This is a genomic window from Clostridium sp. CTA-6 (genome assembly GCF_054768115.1).
Genome location: NZ_BAAAAU010000018.1, coordinates 1 through 22,578, shown reverse-complemented (window position 1 = coordinate 22,578; position 22,578 = coordinate 1). Strand labels below are relative to the sequence as shown.

Sequence of the window (22,578 nt, the reverse complement as noted above, 5' to 3'; positions counted from 1 at the left end):
TTTAAACCCTCTTTAATATTAATTCAATAACCTTGTTCGGAGTTTGTATATCCTGTCTAGTTATTTCTGTTGGCTGTATTTTTAAATCTAGTACTTCTTCAATTTGAAGTAATAATTCTATTACTCCTAAAGAGTCTAAAAAACCTGAATCGAATAAATTTATATCTTTGTCTTCTATAACTTCATCATCTCCACATACATCTACTAAAATATCTAAAATCTTTTGTTCCATTTTAAAATTCCTCCTTAAATTTTAATTATTTATTATATAAATATCCTGAAAATATTAATAATCCAAAACATACTAAATTAAAAGTTATAAATACAGATACATATTTAAACCATTTTTTCTTTTTGTTCTTTTTATAAAACTTACTATTTTTTTGAAAATAATCTGTTCCTGCTAATAAAATGCCTTCATATAATCCATATACTAAATAATGTATATATATGCCATGCCATATTCCCATTACTAACATTGTTATAAAATATCCTATATAAGAAGATGTATATCTATTTTTAAACCTCTTCTTTCTCATAGAATTCATTACAAATCTAGTATATATAAAATCTCTAAACCAAAAAGATAATGACATATGCCATCTATTCCAAAATTCTTTTATATCTTTGCTAATAAAAGGCTTATTGAAGTTTTCTGGTACTTTAACTCCTAGAATATATCCCGTACCTATAGCCATTAAACTATATCCTGCAAAATCAAAAAATAAATACAGGCTATAACAATACATGTAACTTAAAGTATTATATAAGCTATGAACTTTAGGAATCTTGTCCATCCAAAGATTTGATATAAGGGCAGCTATTATAAATTTATATAATACTCCTGTGAATATTTTTCTTATACCTACACTAAGAAATTCTTCTACATATTCTTTTCTTGTTATTTTTTTATGTATATCTTCTTTAAACCTTCTGAATCTATCAATAGGCCCACTAGATACAGTTGGGAAAAACAATATAAAATAAGTATATTCCAATAAATTTATATCCTTAATTAAACCATCATATGTTTCTATCAATATTTCTATAGTTCTAAATGTTACATAAGATATTCCTATAAATCCTATAGTCCTAACAGTTATAAATCTATTAAATTTAACCAATATTAATGGGATTAAACTTAATAACAAGATTATTCTCATTATCCATACATTATCAGTCTTTTTTCTAATATAAGTATATGCTTTTACTAATATAACTTGTCCGATATAAAAAGCTATTAAACAAATCCATTCTATTTTATTTGACCTTACAAATAAGAATATCATAAACATGTTTACAATCAATCCATATTTCTTTATAGGTTTTTCATATATTCCTAAAAGAATAGCTGGTATTAACAATACAAACATTATATAAAAAAATAATAAGTTACTATACGGTATCATTATAACTCCTCCAGCAATAATTTTCTGTCAATCTTACCATTAACATTCAACTGAAAATTTTCTTTTATTTTTATTTTTCTTGGAACCATATAATTTGGAATTAATTTATTAAGCTCATCTTTTATTTTCATTGCAATTTGGAAATTTTTCAATTCAAACTGTTTATTTAATTTTACAAAAGCAGCCAAATAAACGATTTTTCTTTCTTTTTTAACAGGTAACACTACCGCATTTTCTACAAAATCAATTTTTAATAAATTTTTTTCGATATCTTCTAGCTCTATTCTAAAACCATTCAATTTTATCTGAAAGTCTTTTCTTCCACAATAATATAATAACCCATTTTTCTTATATACTAAATCTCCAGTTTTATATACTCTTACTAGGTTTCCATCTATATAGTCATTATAAAAAGATCCCTTAGTATTTTCATCATTATTATGGTATCCTGTACTTACACTTTCTCCAGCGACATGTAATTCCCCTTTTTTACAATCTTCTCTTATACTTTCCCCATTTTCATCTTTAATGTTTAAAATTATATTTTTACCACAATAACCTATTGGAATACTTTCATCTTTATCTATAAGTTCCTTAGTAATTTCTGTAGAAGTTACTAATACAGTAGTTTCTGTTGGTCCATATCCATTTATAAGTTTAACTTTAGGGAAATTCTCAAATATTTTATTTGCTAAATTTTTAGTTAATACTTCTCCAGCAACTACTATCTTTTCTAAGTATGGTAACAACTCTTTATTAAACTTATTATCTACTATACACATTTCTAAAAAAGATGGAGTTGAAATCCAAAGTGCAATTTTTGATTTAGAAAAATTATGGAAAAGTTCTTGAAAGTTATTAATCATGTGCTTGTCTATTACATATAGAGTTTTTCCATTTGATAAACCTATATACAAACTTATAACAGAGACATCAAAAGAATAGGATACTTGATTCATAAATGTTCCATCTTCCTCTTCTATTCTACATTCATTTTCAAACCATGTTACAAAATTCTGAACACATTTCTTTGTTATCTTAACACCTTTAGGTTTCCCTGTACTTCCAGAAGTATATAATATATAAAACAAATCTTCATCCTTAATCTTATTATCTACTTCAAGTTTTACCTCTTTAAAATTTTGAAAAATATTATATATAGAATTTAAATTTATAACTTCAATATCATCATATTTTATAACTTCTTCACTAAAATTCAACACAATTTTACAATCAGAATTTTCTATAATATCATATACTCTTTTTACTGGGAAAGTAGTATCTACTGGTATATATGCATGTCCTGCTTTAGCACAAGCTAAAAAAGAAATAATAATTTCTTTATTTTTATGACCATATATAATAATAGGTTTCTTATTATTTTTTAACTTTTCTATAAAATAACAAGCTAAAGCATCTGATTTTTCTTTAAGCTCTTTATAAGTTAATATATCTTCTTTATATATTTGAGCTATTCTATCCGTTTCAGCGTAGCTATCTATCTTTTCTAAAAAATCCATACTAAAAATCCTCCTTTAAAACTACCATTAATAGTTTACTTTTTTATATTATTTATGTCAACAGTAGAACATAATGTTTAAATAGTATATTTTATGAATAAAATTCTAGTTTTTTGCTCTTATAATACATAATCTTTCATTTATATTATGTTTTTCTGAATTGTATACAGACTTTAAATAATCTCTTTCATTCATACATAATATTTCGTTATAAGTTTTTAGTAATTTTTTAAAATAATTTATTTGGTAATCTAATTTAAACAAGGGCTCTGATAATTTTTTGTTAAATCTTATAGAAAAAGACTTTCTTTTTTTATTTACACATTCTTTTATATAGTCATAATAGTCTATTCCTGAATATATTAATTTTATGTTTTTAAAATTCAGTTTTAATATTTCTTTATAAATTGGATATACCTTTTTAAAACTTTCTTCAGATATAGTATCTTCTTCATTAGATATGCTTTCTATTATTGATTTCATTTCTTTTAATAAATCATTAGTTTTTTTTCTTAAACTTGATAACTGTAATAGTATGTTTTTAAATTTTTCTGTATCCTGTATTTTTTCCTTTTGTAAAAATTCTAGTGCTGTGATAGATAATTCTATATCTTTATTTTCCTTACATAAATCCTCTTCATTTCTTAATGCTTTAAATATATTATTTTTTTTATCTATACAAAAAAATATTTCATAGTAGTAAGATAATCTAGCCAATGATTTTTGTATATTATTATCTTGTACAATATTATTGTTCTCATCTATATAAACTATACCTTTAACTTCTTCAATTAATAAATTCTTCTTATTAAATAATACTTCTCTATATTCTATTTCGTTATATTTTATGCCACCTGAAACTAATAAATATTCTCCTTTATGTGTATATGAATTAAGCTTTTCTTTTAAAGCTTCATCCACTTTAAAATATTTAAACATTTTAACACCTCAATAATTTTTAATTTAAACATTATTATAATTATATTAGATTTTTGAAATTTTATCATAAATTATGCATTAAAGCACTTCATGAAAAATAAATAAGCTCTTATATATTAACTAAGAGCTTATTCATTACTAACTTTAAATTAAATTGCATAATAATCTATTTACTTTAAATTTTCTCATATATACTAGATTACATTGTTATTTAGTTAAACTATAAACTAAATCTCATAGTTCAATAGACTGAGGTATTTTTAATATAAATAATCTATCCATAAAAAATAAATTAACACAACAAACTAATAATATATTATAAATTTAATTTTAAACAACATTCATTATAATAATGTTAAAATATACGAATTTATTTATTACAGGATAATGCACCTAAAGCTATAGAATATAGTTTAGATTTTGCTGTATCTGATCTAGATACCAAAACTATAGGACATTTTGCTCCTACAACTATTCCTGCATTTTCTGCTTTAGCTAAATATCCCATAGATTTAGCAAGAAAATTTCCTGATTCCATACTTGGAACTAAAAGTATATCCACATCCCCTGCTACTTTACTCTTTATACCTTTATGTTCAGCTGCTTCTTTAGATATAGCATTATCCAGAGCTAATGGTCCATCTATAATGCAACCTTTTAACTGCCCTCTTATATTCATCTGAGTCAATGCTGCAGCATCTATTGTAGATTGCATATTAGGATTTACCACTTCTACTGCACATATTGGTGATACTTTAGGGGTTTGTATTCCTAAAGAATGTGCCACTTCTACTGCATTTTCTACAATAGCTATTTTTTCATTAAGTTCTGGATAAGGTACTATACCACCATCTGTTAAAAATAATAATTTATGATAAGTTGGCACATCATATATCATTATATGAGATAATAAATTTTTTCTTCTTAAATTTGCTTCTTTATTTAATACAGCCTTTAATAATTCTGCTGTTCCAAGCATTCCTTTCATTATAAAATCTGCTTTCCCCATAGTTATTAGTTGCACTGCCTTATCCGCAGCCTTTTTATTATTTTTTTCATCTATTATTTTTATATTGTTTATATCTAGACTTTCTTCCTTTGCTATAGCTTCTATTTTATCTATATCCCCTACTAAAATTGCATCTACAATTCCTAATTTTACTGCTTCAATTACAGAAATAAGCACTTCTCTATCTTGAGCCACTGCTACTGATAAAATTTTCTTTTCTTTATCTTTAGCTAAATTTATAAGATCTTTAAGTTTTTTTACCATAATAAACTCCTCCATTTCAATCCTTATGTAATCCATTACAATAATTATTGTTCTTCTTTTAAAAAAAGTCAATATAATAGTTAGATTGCTAAACGACTACTACTTCATTCCTTATATACTCTTAAATTACTCTATAGCCTAAAAATTTACTATTAATACCTTTTGCATAATTAGTTCAAGAACGTTTCAAATTAGAACAATTCTATAAAACTTTATTACTATTAAAAAACTATTTTTTAATAGTTTTTTGATTATATAAATTTTATAATCTATAAAATAATTTTAAGGTTCAGATGAAGTTTTGCTATAAAAAGTTCCACTCTTCATCTAAACCTTAAAAAACTTATTTATATAATAAAAGCTATTCTTTATAAATTAATGCATAGCTATCTCAATATATAATATCTTTTATTATAATAAGAATGTAATAACATGTATCTATTTAAAACATAACTATCTAATATAGTATCTTTCCATCTATGTCTTTTATACTGTTACATCCTGTTAAAACCATAGCTGATTTTAATTCACTTTTTAAATTTTCAACATAGATTTTTACCCCTTCTCTTTCTCCCCCAAAGGAAGCTGTTACAAAGGGTCTTCCTATTAATACTGCATCTGCTCCTAAAGCTATCATTTTTAATATATCTACACCAGTTCTTACACCGCCATCTGCTAGTATAGTTACTTTTCCTTTAACCGCTTCTGCAATTTCAGGTAATACATCTGCTACCCCTGGAGTTTGATCTAAAACTCTACCACCATGATTTGATACTACAATAGCATCTACCCCTGCTTCTACAGCTAACTTAGCATCCTCAACAGTCATTATTCCTTTTAATATAAAAGGTAATTTAGTACTTTTCACTATTTCTTTTATTTCTTCTACAGTTTTAGGACCCACTGGTTTCCCATGAAGAGCCAAAGTTATAAGTCCTGCTGCATCTATATCCATACCAACAGCATAAGCTCCTGCTTCTTCTGCTAATTTTATTTTGCTTATTATATTATCATTTTCCCAAGGTTTTATTATTGCGATCCCTTCTCCATTAAATTTTTTTAACTCATCTAAATTTGTAATTAAGAAAGAATCTACTGCAGTATCTCCTACCATTGGATATATGCCTGAATCTCTACATCCACCGATTACCCAAGATATGTATTCTTCTTCTGTAAACTTACCACCCATATTTAAAGTAGTTCCTGATACTGGAGCTGCAAAAACAGGCATGTCCATTTTCTTTCCAAATAATTCTACACTTATATCTGGATTCTTTGCATTATGGATTAATCTCATATTTAATTTATATGAATCTAATGCATCTATATTTATAGTAAACGCATCTCCTGTACCTTTACCGCCCATGCCAGGCACTTCACCACTACAGGATTTTCCATTACATACTTTGCACACTCTACAACTTCCATTTAAATTCTCACGAGCATTTTTTAATACATCTTTATAATTCATTTTATTATCCCCCTTCTTAAAACACTGATAACTTAAAATTATTTAACTAACAAATTTATTATATAATATATAAAATTTAAAATACAGATTTTTCTTGGAATACAATAAAAACTGTGTAACATCTTGCTTTGTAATTAGAGATTCTCTGTTAATGTTCAGAATTTTTACTATGAATATTATAAAAAGCTTTATTACCACTAAAAAATATCTGCATACATTTCAAAATGTATGCAGATATTTTTTACATTAACACATACCTGAAGAACCTTTCCCTAATTTAATACAATCACAATGCCCTAATTCTAAAAGTGATTCTATAGTTTTAATAACATCTTCATATAATTGTTCTGCCATAGCATAATTAAAACCTACCTTTAACACTATTCTTATTACTATTTCATCTTCAAACGGTACTGGTAAAGGATATGCAGGTATACTCCATCCATAAATTTTTATTTTATAAGCTAGCTTAGCTAAATCTAAACCCATATCTTTTGCTTCTTGTGTAAGCTTTAGTATAACAATAGGTATACCTGGTGAATTTTGCACAACTTCAAAAATTTTATTTCCTAATACTTTTAAAGTATAAAATTTCTCCATAAGATAATGCTGAATATCAAAAAGATATTTTATAATTTCCCCGTATCCTTGTCTTCCCAATCTGGTTAAATTATAGTATTGGGCTACTATATTGCTAGCATTTTTAGAAAAATTCAAGGAAAAATCATCTTGTTCCCCTCCAAGATAATTAACCTTAAATACCAACTCTTCATCTATATCTTCTCTATTTCTCCAAATAGCCCAACCTAAACCTGCATATACCATCCCATACTTATGACCGGAAATATTTATTGATTTAACCCATTTAAGTCTAAAATCCCAAGGTATCTTTTTTTGTTTATCACAAAATGGAGCTACAAAACCACCACTTGCAGCATCAACATGAATAGGTACTTTCCATTCATGATTACTGTTATAGTTATCTACTATATCATTTAACGCCTTAATATTATCATAATTTCCTGTAAATGTATCTCCTAAAATTCCTACTACACATATAGTTCTGTCACTAATTTTCCTTGCTACTTCAACAAAATTTATTCTGTTGTCTAAACCCACAGGTATTATTATAGGTTTAACTTCAAAATACTTGGCGAATTTCTCCCAACACACTTGAACATTACTACCAAATATGATTTCAGGTTCCCCAATATCTCGTCCATCCCACCACTTTTTCCATTTAAATTTGTAATTCAACCCCGCCAATAAAGCAGCTTCTGTAGAACCTATCGTACTAGTACCTGTGGGTTTATCACACCTACCTGCATTATATAAATTAGCTAATATAGAAACACATCTTTTTTCTAACTCATTAGTTTCTGGATATATGAGCTTATCTATATAATTGATATCTAAATAATCTTTAAATACTTTTGTTCCTGTTGGTTCCATCCATGTAGTTACAAATGTTGCTAAATTTAATTGTGGATTTGAATCATAATATTCCTCAGAATTTATGATTTGATAAGCCTCTTCTGCACTTATTTTTTTATCATTTATATTTCCTATTGGAGGAAAACTTGGAGTAAATATACCTTCTCTACAACATTTATTAATATCTAAATTACTTGTGCATATTGAATTAACAAGCATTGCAATCTCCTTTTCAAAATATTCCTATATTAATTTATGATATTTTTTAACCTTATATGCAAACAAGTACTTAGTAATCCAATTATATTTAACAATTTATGAATAATCACTATTTTATACCATTCATAATAAAAAACTAGGTGTAAATATTCTTTCTTATAATATTTACACCTAGTTTAATTTTATAAGAATTTTGATACAACAATTTGTGTTATATAGTAAACTATTAAATTATATAGCAAAGCAGTAATACAACAAATTATTAAAAGTTTTATTGCTTTTTTATTTTTTTCTTCTATATTATTTTTATATAATTTTATAGTTTTATATGCACCTATTCCACCAATACACCAGCCTACTATTCCCTCTACAGATAAAATTGGTATCATAAGATACACCAAAAGTAGTATCCATATCATCCCTAAAACCTCCCTTTAAAATAATTAGCTTTTATCATATTGTTTGAAATTCTTATTACATCAATATAATTTTTCTTTTCTTCATTTGAAATTTCTTTACCTCTATAAGTTTTATCCGTTAAAACTGTATAGTCTAAATTAGTATTCAAAAGATTTCTGCCTAAAGCAGTGTTTATGTATTTATTCTCATCTATCCCCATAAGATAACTTATAGTTGGAAGAAAATCTACCTGTCCTCCATTTGTTTTGATTTCTTCCCCTTTTATATCTTTTGAGTAAATTATTAAAGGAACTCTCCTATCATTATTTCTCCATCTTTCTGGTATTCCTTTAAGATTTTGTGTTTCTTCGTTAAAAAACTTATGAAGTCCTTCATGATCTCCATAAATAGCTATAACAGTGTTTTTCATCATTCCTTTTTTATCAAGTTCTTTTATAAACCTTCCTATCATTTCATCTGTATAATGTGCTGCTTCTATAAAGGCACCTGTCTTTGTACCCTTTAATTCTTTGGGAATATTAATTTTCACCTTATCCTTAGGAATATTAAAAGGACTATGACTACTTGCAGTTATCATAAATGTATAATATGGTTCTTTTTGATTTTCTATCTTTTTTACTGATTGTGATAAGAAGCTTTCATCACTTAAACATAAACCTAATATTTCATCTTTATTAAATTTTGATATATCTACGCAGGTATCAAATCCCATATGCCTCTCAGATACCATCCAATTCCAATAATTTCCTTTTTCTCCATGCATAGAATAAGTACTGTATTTTTGCTCTTTTAAAAGCTTAGGTAATGAATTATAATCGTTGTATGGATAAGTAAAGCTACTAGTACCTGCTATTGGTGGAAACATAGAATTGTTTGAAACGAAAACCCCATCAGAGGTTGTTCCACTGAATGTTTGTTCATGATAATTAGAAAAATATATTGAATTGTTAAGTAACTTATTTAGGTTCGGAGTTATTTCTTGCCCATTTACCTTCTCATTTATAATAAAATTTTCTAAAGATTCCACTTGTATAACAATTAAATTTTTCCCTTTAAAAATACCACTATAATTATTTTTAGTAAGCTCTTTTTCCTTTGAATTAAAGTAAGTTTTTATTTCATTCTTTTCTTCATCTGATAAATTATAAACTTGTTTATCCTCTCTATATTTGTAGAAATCAAATAGATGATATCCTAATGGTGATAAATTATAGATTTCTTGATTTTGGGACCAAGTTCTTTTAAATAAGGTTTGACAAACATAGCCTCTCCCAAGTTTGTCTACTTTAATATGAGCATATCCTATGTATAGCATAGGTACTATGAGCAATAGTGCAAACTTTCTCAAACTCCATTTATCATTATTATTGTAAAAATCTCTAACAAACATTATTACCAATATTAATGGATTTACAATAAATATCAAATCTATTGTTCTAAACATAGCTAATATACTAGATGATAAGCCCTCTAAGTTATCTACCATATCAAACATGTAGCAATTTAAAAATGAACTATAACTTCTGTAATACCATAAATCAAATATTAAAAGCACAGAAATCATTATATTTATTATTATAAGAAATACTTTCTGACCTCTACCATTAAATAAAAAAGCAAAAGAATAGGGAATCAAAATAAAAGCTATATATATTAATATAGGAGGTATGCCTAAGAAAGCACTTCTAAAATCTATACTTACTGCATTACCATCTGATAAAATTAATAAAAATAAAACATACTCTACAAAAGTACCTATTACTACTGTTAAAAAAAATTTATTTTCTAATAGTTCTTTTATATTTTTATACAAAGAACAAAATATCTTTTCCATAAATCAAATCTCCTCAATCCAAATACATTATCGCTGTAATATTTGCTAAAATTAAAATTTTGTAGAATTTATCTAATTTGTTCAAATTTTTAGCTTCGATATCATATTTTCCCCTCCTTTCCTTACATGTTAATTAAATTATAAACATAAATTTATAATCAATCATAAAGGAAATCTTAAAAAACACTTAATTTTAACTATCTGATTTATACTAAATTTCCTTAACTGTCTTTATTAATAAATAGCTTGTACCTATTTTACACCTTAGATTTGTTAAATTGCTTGCATAATTATATATTACTTCCTTCTAATTTCAGTTCAAAATTAAAATAAATTAAGGATGTAGATTTATTTGTATAAAAACAAATTTATCTACATCCGCAAATTATTAATTAAAATTTAGACATAAATTCATCTTCCTCTGTATAAACCTTTATTCCATTTCTAGTTAATAGTTCTGCTGTTACACCATTCCCATCTTTTTTGTTACCCGAAAAAGTACCATCATATATTTTTCCAAACCCGCAGGATGGACTCCTAGATTTTAATATAGCTATTTTGGCATCACATTCCTTTGCTATCTTTAAAGTTTCATAGGCTCCCTTTAAAAATTCTTTTGTCGCATCATCACCCTCTGGTCCTATGATATTAGCTTTTCCATCTAATACATCTGCTCCCGTAGCATTATTTATTTCATGAGCTGCCCTTGGTGTTTGTTGTCCACCTAGTTGTTCTGGACAAACTAAGACAGCCTTTCCTTCTCTAAAAAGTTTTAATGCTTTTTCATTTAAATTATTTCCGCCATTATACTTACAGTTAACTCCACAGAGACAAGCACTTATTAATATCATAAAATTCCTTCTTCCCCTTGTATCTAGTGAATATATACACTAAATATACTATTTTTTTATTTTTTAAACTAAATCTAAAAAATACGTTCTTTAATTCTAAATTTTGAAACCCTCTAAAATAAGAACAAATTGATAGCTTAGATTTTAGTAAAAAAGTTTATCTAAACCTAAGCTATCTAATTTAAAATTTATTTTAACTCTACCACTGTAACACCAGTACCACCTTCACCATATTCGCCTAGTCTATGTCTCTTAACATGAGGATGACCTTTTAGCATATCCATAATTGTTTTTCTTAAAACTCCTGTACCTTTACCATGTACTATGGTAACTTCCCCTAAGCCACCTAAATAAGCCTCATCTAAGTATTTATCTACAGTGTATATGGCTTCTTCTGCATCCATTCCTCTAAGATCCACAGAAGACTCCACTCTGCTTAAATTTAAATTAAGTTTTTTAGATTTTTTTATTTTTGATGAATTGCTATTAGAATTACTTCCCTTAGCAGCCCTTAAATCTTTAATATTAGCTGTTATTTTCATAATTCCAGCTTGAACTAATACATCCCCTTTATTGTCTGGTTTGGATAGAACTATTACCTTTTGGTTTATTGAAACTAAAAGAACTTCGTCTCCTTCTTTTACATTCTTTAAAGCTTCTCCTTTATGAACTGTTTTAATTTCCTTTTCTTCAATAGAATCCAATTTATCTTTTAATTTTTTTCTTTCCTCTTCTAATTTACGTCTTGCATCTGAAGAATAACCCATTCTTTCTAGTTGTCTTATGTCTTTTAATATTTTATCTGCCTCTTCTTTTGCTTCTTTTATTATATTTTTAGCTTCTCTTCTTGCATCTATAAAAGCATTATCTCTAACTTTTTGGAGTCCTTCTAATTTTTCTTCATATTTTTTCTTTTCTTTATCTCTTTCCAATTTAAGATTTTCTGCAAGTCTTGCATCCTCTTGGGCTTTTATACTTTTTTCTTGTAAATTTTGAATTAATTCCTCAAATTTTATATTCTCATTAGATATATTTTCTCTAGCAAAATCTATAATATAATCTGGTAATCCTAATCTTTTAGATATTTCAAAGGCATTTGATTTACCTGGTATTCCTATTAATAATCTATAAGTAGGTCTTAAAGTTTCCACATCAAACTCAACAGAGGCATTTTCTACCCCTTCTTTTCTTAAGGCATAGGCTTTTAGTTCACTATAATGAGTTGTAGCAATTATCTTAGATCCCCTTTTCCTTAAATTTTCCAATATAGAAATAGCTAAAGCCGCCCCTTCTGTTGGGTCTGTTCCTGCTCCTAATTCATCAAATAGAACTAAAGAATTTTTATCTGCTTTATCCATAATCTCTACTATATTTTTCATATGAGATGAAAAAGTTGATAAGCTCTGTTCTATACTTTGCTCATCTCCTATATCTGCAAAAACATTGTTAAAATAACTTATTACAGAGTTTTCTCTAGCCGGAATCATAAGACCACTCATAGCCATTAAATGTATTAATCCCACTGTTTTTAAAGTTACAGTTTTACCTCCTGTATTAGGTCCTGTTATCATTAGAGATGTAAACTCTTCTCCTAACTTAACACTTATAGGAACTACTTCTCTTCTATCTATAAGAGGATGTCTTCCCTCTATAATATCAACAATCCCCTCATCATTAATAGTTGGACAAGTACAATTATATTCACTAGCAAATTTAGCCTTAGCAAATATAAAATCTAATTCCCATACTATGTTAGCATCGGTCTTTACCCCTGTTATATTAGCATTTATTTTAGCTGATATAACGCTTAATATTCTTTCTATTTCTGCCTTTTCTTTTAACATAAGTTCTTTTATTTCATTATTTAAATTAACTAAACTCATTGGTTCTATAAAAAGGGTAGCCCCTGTAGAGCTTTGGTCATGTACAAGTCCCGGTACTGCACCCTTGTGTTCTGCCTTTACTGGCAAAACATATCTATCGCCTCTAACTGTATATATATTTTCTTGAAGATAGGAGGAATAGCTTCTAACTAAAGAGTTAATTTTATCTCTTACAGAATAATTTTTTTCTTTTAAAGATCTTCTTATATTATAAAGAGTAGAACTTGCTCTATCTGCTATTTCATCTTCTCCTTCTATAGCATTAAATATTTCTTCTTCTATTTTAGGTAGGGAAAAAATCCCCTCACATATATCCTCTAAGGCCCTATAGTTTTCCTCTTCCTCCTTATGATTTATATATTCTTTAAATCTTCTTGCACATCTTAAAACTGCAGCTATTTTTAAAAGTTGCCCTGGCAATAATGTAGATCCCTTTTCTGCTAAAGAAATTCCACTTCTTATATCGTATACGCCTTCAAAGGGTGGTGTGCCCTTTGTAACCAATAATTTAAAGGCTTCCTTTGTTTCTTCTAAGTGCTCTCTTACTTCATATACACTATCATAAGGTTTTAAATCTTCTATTATATCTTTTGCAGCTTTTGTACAGGTATAATTTTTTAAAATTTCCTGTATCTTATTAAATTCTAAAACCTTAATAGATTTATCCTTCACTTCTTTAACACTCCTTTTAACTTTCCTAGGTTTTTGTTACTTTTTCTATTGTCTTTTAATAACATCTATTATCAACTTAGTTATAACTTCTATATACCCATATCTGATTTATTATATAAATAATCTCATTAAGTTATTCTACCCCTCTTTTATAATGGCCTCTTGTATAATTTTTAAAATCTCCCTTCCATTTTTCTTCTTTAAGAGCTTTTAATATATATTCCATTTCTTCATAATTCTCATTTAAAAAATCTAATCTAAAACTATTAATTCCCAGTGTTTTTATTTCCTCTAAGTTCCCTATTAAATTAATATCTGAATTATTATATATATGACTTCTACAGAATACATCTGTCTTAACTGGGAATTTAGCACTGATTCTATCTTTTAATATATAACTTCCTTTTTCACAAGCTTTATTACAGCTAGAAGAACTATTTTTACCCCCAAAAGTACTGCCTATAGGGCAGTATTCACTAACCATATTTTCTATTTTACCATATATAAGAATTTGGCTGCCTAAATCCATATGTTTAACTATAGATTTTATTTCTTTTTTATTAAGCTCTATACTTAAACAACTTCCTTTAATAAATTCCTTATAAAAATCCCCTGCGAAACTATTAAATATATTTAATTTATAATCTCCTATTATTTCTGTTCTATTGTTAAATTTATTTACTATTCCTAAATTAGCTGTTACTATACCTTTTATGTTGTGTAGATTCTCTTCTATTATCTCTTCTACGTAATCAAATTCACTTTTTATAATATTAGGAGCTTTTAAATATATGTTTAAATCTAGATATAATTCTTTTATTTTATGTAAATTTAATGGATCCCTTGTAAATAAATCTACTATTATATTTTTAAAACCATTATCCACTACAGCTTTTAACTGTTCATAGGTATATACTGAAAATATATACTTTGGTAAATTGTTTTCTTGTATTACATTTATGCTACTGTATATATTATCCACACTAAACTCTTTTATTTTTCCACAATGTGGATTGTTTTGTATTATATTTCCTTCTATAGAATTTATAAGCATTCTACGGCAATTATTTATTTCTGAAACAGGTAAAAATCCTTCTTCATAGGAATTAAATTTAATTTCATTTATCTTAAAAGGGGTTTCCCCACTTTTCATTAAATTTTCTTCTATTTTTTCCATAGATAAAGGTTTTTTTAGTGCCTTTTCTATTTCTTTCCCTTCTACGGAATACTCTTTTCCATTGTATATACAGCTTAATTTTATTTTTTCTCCTACTTTAAAATCTAAATTAGCTTCTAGATAAATTTTTCTATTAAATTTATCTTCATATATTTTACCTAAGGATTGTAAAAGTTCTATATCTGAGGTTTTATATAATTCATCTTTAAATTTATAATTTAAAGGTTTTATTTTTACTAAATCTCCTTTGTAGGCTTTTTCTACTTCCTTATTGTCTTTAATTATACTAGATACTATAAAGCCTTTATCGCCATTTCTTATACCATCTTTTATTTTTAAATTTTCTTCTAATTTTATACTTTTATCCTTATTTACTTTTCCTAAAGATAATCCTGTATTTTTAGGAAAAGAATATGCCATCATATCTTTGCCCTTGTTTCCGTAAATGTATGCCTTTGAAAAACCTTCTCTATTAAATAATTGCATTAACTCTTTTTTATTTTTTTCTTCAAAATTTTCTTTATTTATAACTGCATCTATAGCTTTTCTATAGCTTCTAATTACCCCGGCTACATATTCTGGTCTTTTCATTCTTCCCTCTATCTTAAAAGATGTAGCACCAGCCTTTATTAAATCTTCCATGTTTTCTATATTACATATATCCTTAGGACTTAATAAATACCCCTTCGTTTCCTTATTATCCTTTTCATTTATCAATGTATATGGGAGCCTACAGGGTTGAGCACATCTTCCTCTATTCCCACTTCTTCCCCCTAATATACTACTCATCAAACATTGCCCTGAATAACAAATACAAAGAGCTCCGTGTATAAATATCTCCGTTTCTACATCTAAGTCCTTTGAAATATATTCTATTTCTTTTAATGAAAGTTCTCGTGATAAAACTATTCTTTTAAAACCTAATTCTTTTAAAAATATAGCTCCGTCTCCATTATGTACAGTCATTTGGGTAGATGCATGAATTTCAAAATCTGGTAGTTTTTCTTTTATTAATTTTGCTATTCCGGTATCCTGTATTATTAAAGCGTCTACCCCTATGGAATATAAAAATCCTATATACTTTATTGCTTCTTTTATTTCTTCTTCTTTTATTAATGTATTAACTGTAATATATACTTTAACACCATATAAATGGCAATAGTTTATAGCATCTTTTAATTGCTCATCATCAAAGTTATTAGCATAGGCCCTAGCAGAAAATTTACTTCCACCCATGTATACTGCATCTGCCCCTGCTTGCACTGCTGCATATAAACTTTCCATGCTTCCTGCAGGGGCCAGTAATTCTATTCTTCTCATATTCATCTCTCCTAAAATATTCTAAGGTTTATTATACAATAGATTAAACATATTTAAAATGTTATATCCACTATTATTTATCTATGTGCATTAGAATACATTTTTATATAAGTTTTATTAAATTTGATCATTATTAGATTATTTAGAAAATAAGTTTAAAAATAGAATAAAATATTTTAGTAAATATATGGTATTAATAATATATAGAAAGACTTCGCATCCCTATACAGGGACCGAAGTCTTAATATGCCAAGTACCACCTTTATTAACATATATATCTTTCCTACACATGTTTCCTCTTTTAATAATGGTAACCCATACCTAGTATAATTTTCCTATAGAGTTCAAGGTTTAGTCGAAAATTTAGCTTTTAAAAATTTTTCATCTAATATTCCTCTTCATAAAAAACATACATCTTTACTATTTTCCTTCTTATAGCTATCATATTAATTTGCAAATTATCTTACTATTATTCTTAATGTATTGGTATCATAATATACAAATAAACTAATATGATAAATACTTTAAAATAATTCTTATATTACTTTTAGCTTATAGATTAATTACCATTTATTATACTACTAGTTACTAAATTGCCTCTTTCTTCTTCTTCTTCTTCAATGTGTTGCCTATCGTGAATGTGTCTCTCATCCTGTCTCTCATCATAATCATCAAATAAATTATCCATTTCCTGTGGTGGATAAAGTGTTGGAAGTTCTCTTTCCATAAATTCTTTACATGGATCATGTGAACACTTGCATTCTTCTGGCACTGGACAATAGCCATAAGCTGGAACCATTAATTGAACTACTATTTCACATTTGATTATTATAAATAATCCTAGTGTGATACATAAGAATACTTTCTTATCTCCATTATCTTCACAAGTACAACTGCAACTGCAACAATCATTATCACAATCTATCTTTGAGATGTCTGTGCTTAAGCACTCCCCTACTACTTCTAGTTTTATAAACTGTTGATCAATTTCCTCTGCTGATGTACATTCTTTACCTATTATAGTTTTAGCTATAGCATCTGGACAATACAGGTTAGAAGCGGTTATAGTTCTATTTACTGAAAAATTTAATGTTTCTGTGCGTGTAACTCCATTTATTTCTACATCTACATCTACATCAAAAGTAACTGTAAAATTAATAGTTACCTTCTTGTGTCCGGGTTTACCATTTGAAACAGGGCATTTAGTAACAGAATTAACCCTTACTTTTAAGTCTTTACAACAACCCACGCATCTAACTTGTGCTGGGTCTGTAATATTTGGTATCTGTTTACATAACTGTTCGCAATCATCTGTAGGTTTTAAACATTCTTTTATTAAACATTGATCAAAAACTTTAGGTACTTGAATACAAGTTATTTCCACTGGATCTGGTAAACAACCTTGCTTATTTACAAAACCTGGACGTGGAATAAAATCTTTTGAATTAATAGCCATATATATATCCTCCTTTTCATATAGAAGAAACATTGTTTTATCTCAATATATAGTATGCATATAAAAAAATAAGTGTGATTAGTAAAAATATATTTTAATTATATAATTTTTATATAAATTAAATAGATTTTTACTAATATTTTTAATTAAAAAGAATATAAGTATCTTGTTATTAATATAATTTTATAAAGGTAGGTGAATATTATGAACTCCAATAAATCATATATTTTTAAAAACATATATGGTAATATGTGTGAATTTTATATTAATAAAGATAATACTTTAATGTGTAATAAATTTTCTGAAGAAATAAAAATACTAGAAAATGTTTTAAAATTTAATATAAATGTAACCTATTTAGGAATAATAGAAGTAGTATGTATAACTTTTGATGGATTTATCAAGTACTGTAAATTCAATAAAAAATGGTCTATCCAGACTCTTTATAAATTAAAATCTCATAATAATAATATAGATGAAGTAAACTTATTTTCTAAAGGAAATAAACTTCATATATTTTTTATGTTCTATGAAAATAAATATGATTCTAGTGGAAACATTCTACACTACGTATGGAATAGAAACAAATTTAAAACTAATATAATAGGTCCTATAAACACCATTGATGGTATAGAAAAACATTATCATTTAGAAACATTAAATAATACTATTAATATGTTCTACATAACTAAAGAAAAGAACTCTCACGTTGTTAATTTATGTAAATTTTTAAATAATGATGGTTGGAGCAGTCCCAAAAAGCTATATAGGTTAGATGGCAATAATATCAATTTTTCTACTTTAAAGCAAGATAGAGAATTTAATATTTTAAATTTATCCGAAGAAAATGGGATATATATGCTAGAACATGTAACAATAGATATCAAAGATAACATTAATAATTTTCCTATTTATAAAACAAATAATCCTATATATGAATCTACATTAATTATATTCAATGATATATTATATTGTGTATGGTCAGAACATAGTAAATTAATGTATTCTTCTTTTAATGGTATTAAATGGTCTAACTCTTACAAAATTGATACTGAATCCTTTGACAATATAGATATGTATAAATATATATATGAAGAAAGTCCTTTAGATAAATCTATAGAAAGTAAAAACATATTTGCTTCTATATCCGATAATATTAATATATTTTTGCCTAAAGTCACTAAAACATATACTAATAAAAACAATGAAACATATGATGCAGAAAGTACCATAAGAAAATTGCTCCAAGAAATATCTAAAAAAAATACTGTAAACTATGATTTAATGAATAAAACAATATCATTAACAGAAAAATTAAAGGAAAAAAATCTACATGCTAATAATCTTATTGAAAATCTAAATAAAATTTCTATCCAAAAATCTAATGTTGAAAGCAAATATAAATCTATATTGGAAACTACTAATAAATTAAACATTCAAATGGAAGACTTTAAAGAAAAGCTAAATAAAGAATGTGGAAAAAATGAACTTCTAAAAATAAAACTTAAAGAGAAAACAGATGAAAATGAAAACCTTAAACTAAAAGTTAATAAAAAAATAGAAGAAAGTAATTCCTTAAATGAAAATTTAAATAACATAATTGAAAAATTACAAAATCAAAATATAACAGCAATAAAAAATCTTGAGAGTAAATATCTTATTGAAATTAAAAATATAAAAAAGCAACTTGAAGATAAGGAAAATGAACTTAAATCTTTACTTGATAAAAATAAAAACTTAGAAAAAAATATTAAAGAATTAAAATTAGAAAATGATAGTGCAAAAGAAAAATTAGAAAAATCTAGAAACAATATCCTCTCAAATTTAAAAAATAAATATGATATAGAAGTTTCTACTATAAAAAACCAACTTGAAGAAAAAGAAAAAAGTTTTAAATATATAACAAATTATTCACAAGAATTAGAAGTAACCTTAAACGAATTAAAATCCGAAAACTCACTCATAAAACAGCAACTAGAAAATTCCAAAAATAAAAACTTCATAGAAAAAATTTTTGGTAAATCTTAGAAATAATTATTGACTTTTATAAGAATAGACTATAATAAAAAATTAATTTTAAATATTTAAACTTTCAAAAAAACTCCTTGCATTCTATTAAATACAAGGAGTTTAATTATTAACTAGGCTTTTCTATATAATTTTATTTGAAACAAGTCTAAACCTTATTTTAAATAACTTTTAAAACTTATATAGCATTAAAACGTGTAACTTTACAAATTGAATATGCGTCTGGAGCACCATCAGCTGTATTTTGTCCTATTACTATTCCAAGTCCAATCTTTCTTATTGTCAAACTTTGGAAAGCATCAGGATCTTGCTGCCCTTTAAACTGTAATGATACATTGGCATTTATAAACTTACTTAGATTTTCTCTTAATGGTCTTTCACAGCAATCACATTCTTCGCAAGTACATACTGGTGGCAATAGATTAATTTGATTTATTGTACTTATATCTCTCCACCTAACTCTTGAAATATTACAAATTGAAATAAAACTAGTATTCTGTATATTAATTATACTATCTTCTATTGATACTATTTGATTTACTTGAAAAGACTGAGTTGCTCCTGTATCAAGTGTTACTTGAATTGTAGCGTTAGGTGCTAAAATACTTCTTAATTGATTTAATAAATTTTCCATTGGATCTACACAGCAATCACATTTACTAGTAGCAACATCACAACAACTATCAAAACCACAATCACAGCAACAGCCTCCACATAAAATTATATCACATTGATTACAATGTAGATCTTCTAATTTTTGTTGTAATTTCTTTTTATCTTTATCACATAGCATAAATCTCAACATCCTTTCAGATACTTGAATATAGCAATACATATTATTTGTTGTCAATACATTATATGATTTATATTTAATTAATGTTATCTATTATATAAATAAATATTATAATATCTATACTCATATTTTCATAAATTTGCATACCATATATTATGCCTAAATCATTATAACCTATATATTAAGAAAATTTATAAAAAATAATTTGTCTTAAATATGGAAACTTATGCTATATACCAAAATAATAGTAAAATAAATAAACTTTTTATTAATTGTAATTTTATATCTAACTCTACTTATATACTGAGAGATGATAATTAAATAGTATATAAAAATAAATAGTAAATTTGTATGAGGTGATTTAATGATAACTATAAGTTTATGTATGATTGTAAAAAATGAAGAAATTACACTAGAAAGATGCTTAAACTGTGCTAAAGATTTTGTTGATGAAATTATAATAGTTGATACAGGTTCTACGGACAAAACTAAAGAAATTGCTAAAAAGTTTACAGATAAAATTTATGATTTTGAATGGATACAAGACTTTGCATCAGCAAGAAATTTTTCATTTAGCAAGGCTACCAAAGAATATATATTTTACTTAGATGCTGACGATATAATCTTGGAAGAAGACCAAAAAAAATTAAAAAAATTAAAATCTAGTTTAGATAAATCCATTGATTCTGTCACTATGTTTTATAATATGAATCTTGATAAAGACGGCATACCAGCTTTAAGTTATAGGAGAAACAGACTTGTTAAACGTGAAAAAAATTTTAAATGGTATGGAAGAGTTCATAATTATTTACAAGTTTATGGAAATATATTTGATAGTGATATAGCTATAGTTCATGATAAGGTAAAACCTCGTGATTCTGACAGAAATTTAAATATATATAAAAAGATGATAGAAGAAAATTATGAGTTTTCTCCAAGAGATGTATTCTACTATGGTAATGAATTATATGATCATAAATTATACGAAGAAGCTATAGAACAATATAAAAAATTATTAGAGATGGACTCTGGCTGGTACGAAGATAAAATAAATGCCTGCGGAAAACTAGCAGATTACTATAATTATATAAAAGATTCTTTTAATGCTAAAAAATACTGTTATTATTCTTTTAATTATGATAAACCAAGAGCTGAATTCTGTTGTAGATTAGGTCGTTATTTTTTAAATGAAAATAATTTGTCTAATGCAATATTTTGGTATGAATTAGCTACCAATTTAGAACGCCCTAAAAATAGTTGGGGATTTTTTAGTGATGACTGTTGGACCTGGCTTCCCCATGTTCAACTTTGTGTTTGCTACTATAAACAAGGAAACAAAGAACTATCTTATAAACACAATGAAATAGCACTATCCTATTCCCCTAATAACAAAACTTTGCTTAATAATAAAGAATTCTTTAAAAGTATTGGATTCGAGTAAAATTGTGCTTAAAAATCTAGCTTAAATTTCACTTTATATTATATTTTATGTCAAATAAAAAAAATCATCATATTATATAGTAATGCTAATATTTTAAACTTTATTAGCAAAAATATAATAATATTATTTAAGTAGAGGGTGATTTGTTTGAGTAATAGATGTAAGATATGCGTACCATGTTGTGGTAGATGTAACTGCTGCTGTCCTAGAGGTGTAACTGGACCTACTGGTCCTAGAGGTATCACCGGTCCTACTGGTCCTAGAGGTATCACTGGTCCTATAGGTATTACTGGTCCTACTGGTATTACTGGTCCTACTGGCCCTATAGGTATTACTGGTCCTACTGGCCCTATAGGTATTACTGGCCCTACTGGTCCTATAGGTATTACTGGCCCTACTGGTCCTATAGGTATTACTGGCCCTACTGGTCCTATAGGT

General features: G+C 26.4%; 16 protein-coding genes and 1 pseudogene. 3 read left to right on the top strand and 14 right to left on the bottom strand.

What is annotated here, in order from left to right:
- Position 1: 1 nt before the first annotated feature.
- The 13 genes from dltC to csxA form a co-directional block, all read right to left on the bottom strand.
- Positions 2–232, bottom strand: coding sequence for a D-alanine--poly(phosphoribitol) ligase subunit DltC (gene dltC / locus ACYUDJ_RS20685; RefSeq protein WP_003483572.1), 231 nt, complete (start codon positions 230–232; stop codon positions 2–4).
- Between the two features lie 25 nt (positions 233–257).
- Positions 258–1,409: a D-alanyl-lipoteichoic acid biosynthesis protein DltB gene (dltB, locus tag ACYUDJ_RS20680; RefSeq protein WP_030036671.1), complete on the bottom strand. Its 1,152-nt coding sequence runs from the start codon at positions 1,407–1,409 to the stop codon at positions 258–260.
- Positions 1,409–2,929, bottom strand: coding sequence for a D-alanine--poly(phosphoribitol) ligase subunit DltA (dltA, locus tag ACYUDJ_RS20675; RefSeq protein ID WP_434298050.1), 1,521 nt, complete (start codon positions 2,927–2,929; stop codon positions 1,409–1,411). Before dltA ends, dltB begins: the two co-directional genes overlap by 1 nt.
- A gap of 105 nt (positions 2,930–3,034) precedes the next feature.
- Positions 3,035–3,868: a hypothetical protein gene (locus ACYUDJ_RS20670; protein WP_434298051.1), complete on the bottom strand. Its 834-nt coding sequence runs from the start codon at positions 3,866–3,868 to the stop codon at positions 3,035–3,037.
- A 370-nt stretch (positions 3,869–4,238) separates the two neighbouring features.
- Positions 4,239–5,141, bottom strand: coding sequence for a phosphate butyryltransferase (locus ACYUDJ_RS20665; protein ID WP_207131691.1), 903 nt, complete (start codon positions 5,139–5,141; stop codon positions 4,239–4,241).
- Between the two features lie 457 nt (positions 5,142–5,598).
- Complete coding sequence (locus tag ACYUDJ_RS20660; RefSeq protein ID WP_434298053.1) at positions 5,599–6,612, bottom strand: alpha-hydroxy-acid oxidizing protein; 1,014 nt, start codon at positions 6,610–6,612, stop codon at positions 5,599–5,601.
- Between the two features lie 246 nt (positions 6,613–6,858).
- Positions 6,859–8,265, bottom strand: a complete 1,407-nt coding sequence (locus tag ACYUDJ_RS20655) for a glutamate decarboxylase (protein ID WP_434298054.1) — start codon at positions 8,263–8,265, stop codon at positions 6,859–6,861.
- 182 nt (positions 8,266–8,447) lie between these two features.
- The gene (locus tag ACYUDJ_RS20650) at positions 8,448–8,684 is read right to left on the bottom strand and encodes a hypothetical protein (protein ID WP_434298055.1); all 237 of its coding nucleotides are present in this window, start codon (positions 8,682–8,684) and stop codon (positions 8,448–8,450) included.
- Positions 8,685–8,686: 2 nt separating this feature from the next.
- Positions 8,687–10,519, bottom strand: coding sequence for an LTA synthase family protein (locus ACYUDJ_RS20645; RefSeq protein ID WP_460290020.1), 1,833 nt, complete (start codon positions 10,517–10,519; stop codon positions 8,687–8,689).
- Positions 10,520–10,911: 392 nt separating this feature from the next.
- Positions 10,912–11,370, bottom strand: coding sequence for a 2-thiouracil desulfurase family protein (locus ACYUDJ_RS20640; RefSeq protein ID WP_434298057.1), 459 nt, complete (start codon positions 11,368–11,370; stop codon positions 10,912–10,914).
- Positions 11,371–11,558: 188 nt separating this feature from the next.
- The gene (locus ACYUDJ_RS20635; RefSeq protein WP_460290019.1) at positions 11,559–13,925 is read right to left on the bottom strand and encodes an endonuclease MutS2; all 2,367 of its coding nucleotides are present in this window, start codon (positions 13,923–13,925) and stop codon (positions 11,559–11,561) included.
- Between the two features lie 133 nt (positions 13,926–14,058).
- On the bottom strand, positions 14,059–16,422 hold the full coding sequence (locus tag ACYUDJ_RS20630) for a DUF3656 domain-containing U32 family peptidase (protein ID WP_460290018.1): 2,364 nt from the start codon (positions 16,420–16,422) through the stop codon (positions 14,059–14,061).
- Between the two features lie 559 nt (positions 16,423–16,981).
- Positions 16,982–17,878, bottom strand: coding sequence for an exosporium protein CsxA (csxA, locus tag ACYUDJ_RS20625; RefSeq protein WP_460290017.1), 897 nt, complete (start codon positions 17,876–17,878; stop codon positions 16,982–16,984).
- Positions 17,879–18,082: 204 nt separating this feature from the next.
- Here csxA and ACYUDJ_RS20620 point away from each other — a divergent pair, with 204 nt between their 5' ends.
- Positions 18,083–19,906, top strand: a complete 1,824-nt coding sequence (locus tag ACYUDJ_RS20620) for a hypothetical protein (RefSeq protein WP_434298060.1) — start codon at positions 18,083–18,085, stop codon at positions 19,904–19,906.
- Between the two features lie 178 nt (positions 19,907–20,084).
- Here the strand turns inward: ACYUDJ_RS20620 and ACYUDJ_RS20615 are convergent, their stop codons facing one another.
- Positions 20,085–20,699, bottom strand: coding sequence for a hypothetical protein (locus ACYUDJ_RS20615; protein WP_460290016.1), 615 nt, complete (start codon positions 20,697–20,699; stop codon positions 20,085–20,087).
- Between the two features lie 364 nt (positions 20,700–21,063).
- Here ACYUDJ_RS20615 and ACYUDJ_RS20610 point away from each other — a divergent pair, with 364 nt between their 5' ends.
- Both ACYUDJ_RS20610 and ACYUDJ_RS20605 read left to right on the top strand, forming a co-directional pair.
- Positions 21,064–22,140: a tetratricopeptide repeat-containing glycosyltransferase family 2 protein gene (locus ACYUDJ_RS20610; protein WP_434298062.1), complete on the top strand. Its 1,077-nt coding sequence runs from the start codon at positions 21,064–21,066 to the stop codon at positions 22,138–22,140.
- Between the two features lie 138 nt (positions 22,141–22,278).
- Positions 22,279–22,578: pseudogene (locus ACYUDJ_RS20605) on the top strand (hypothetical protein); the annotation flags it as partial.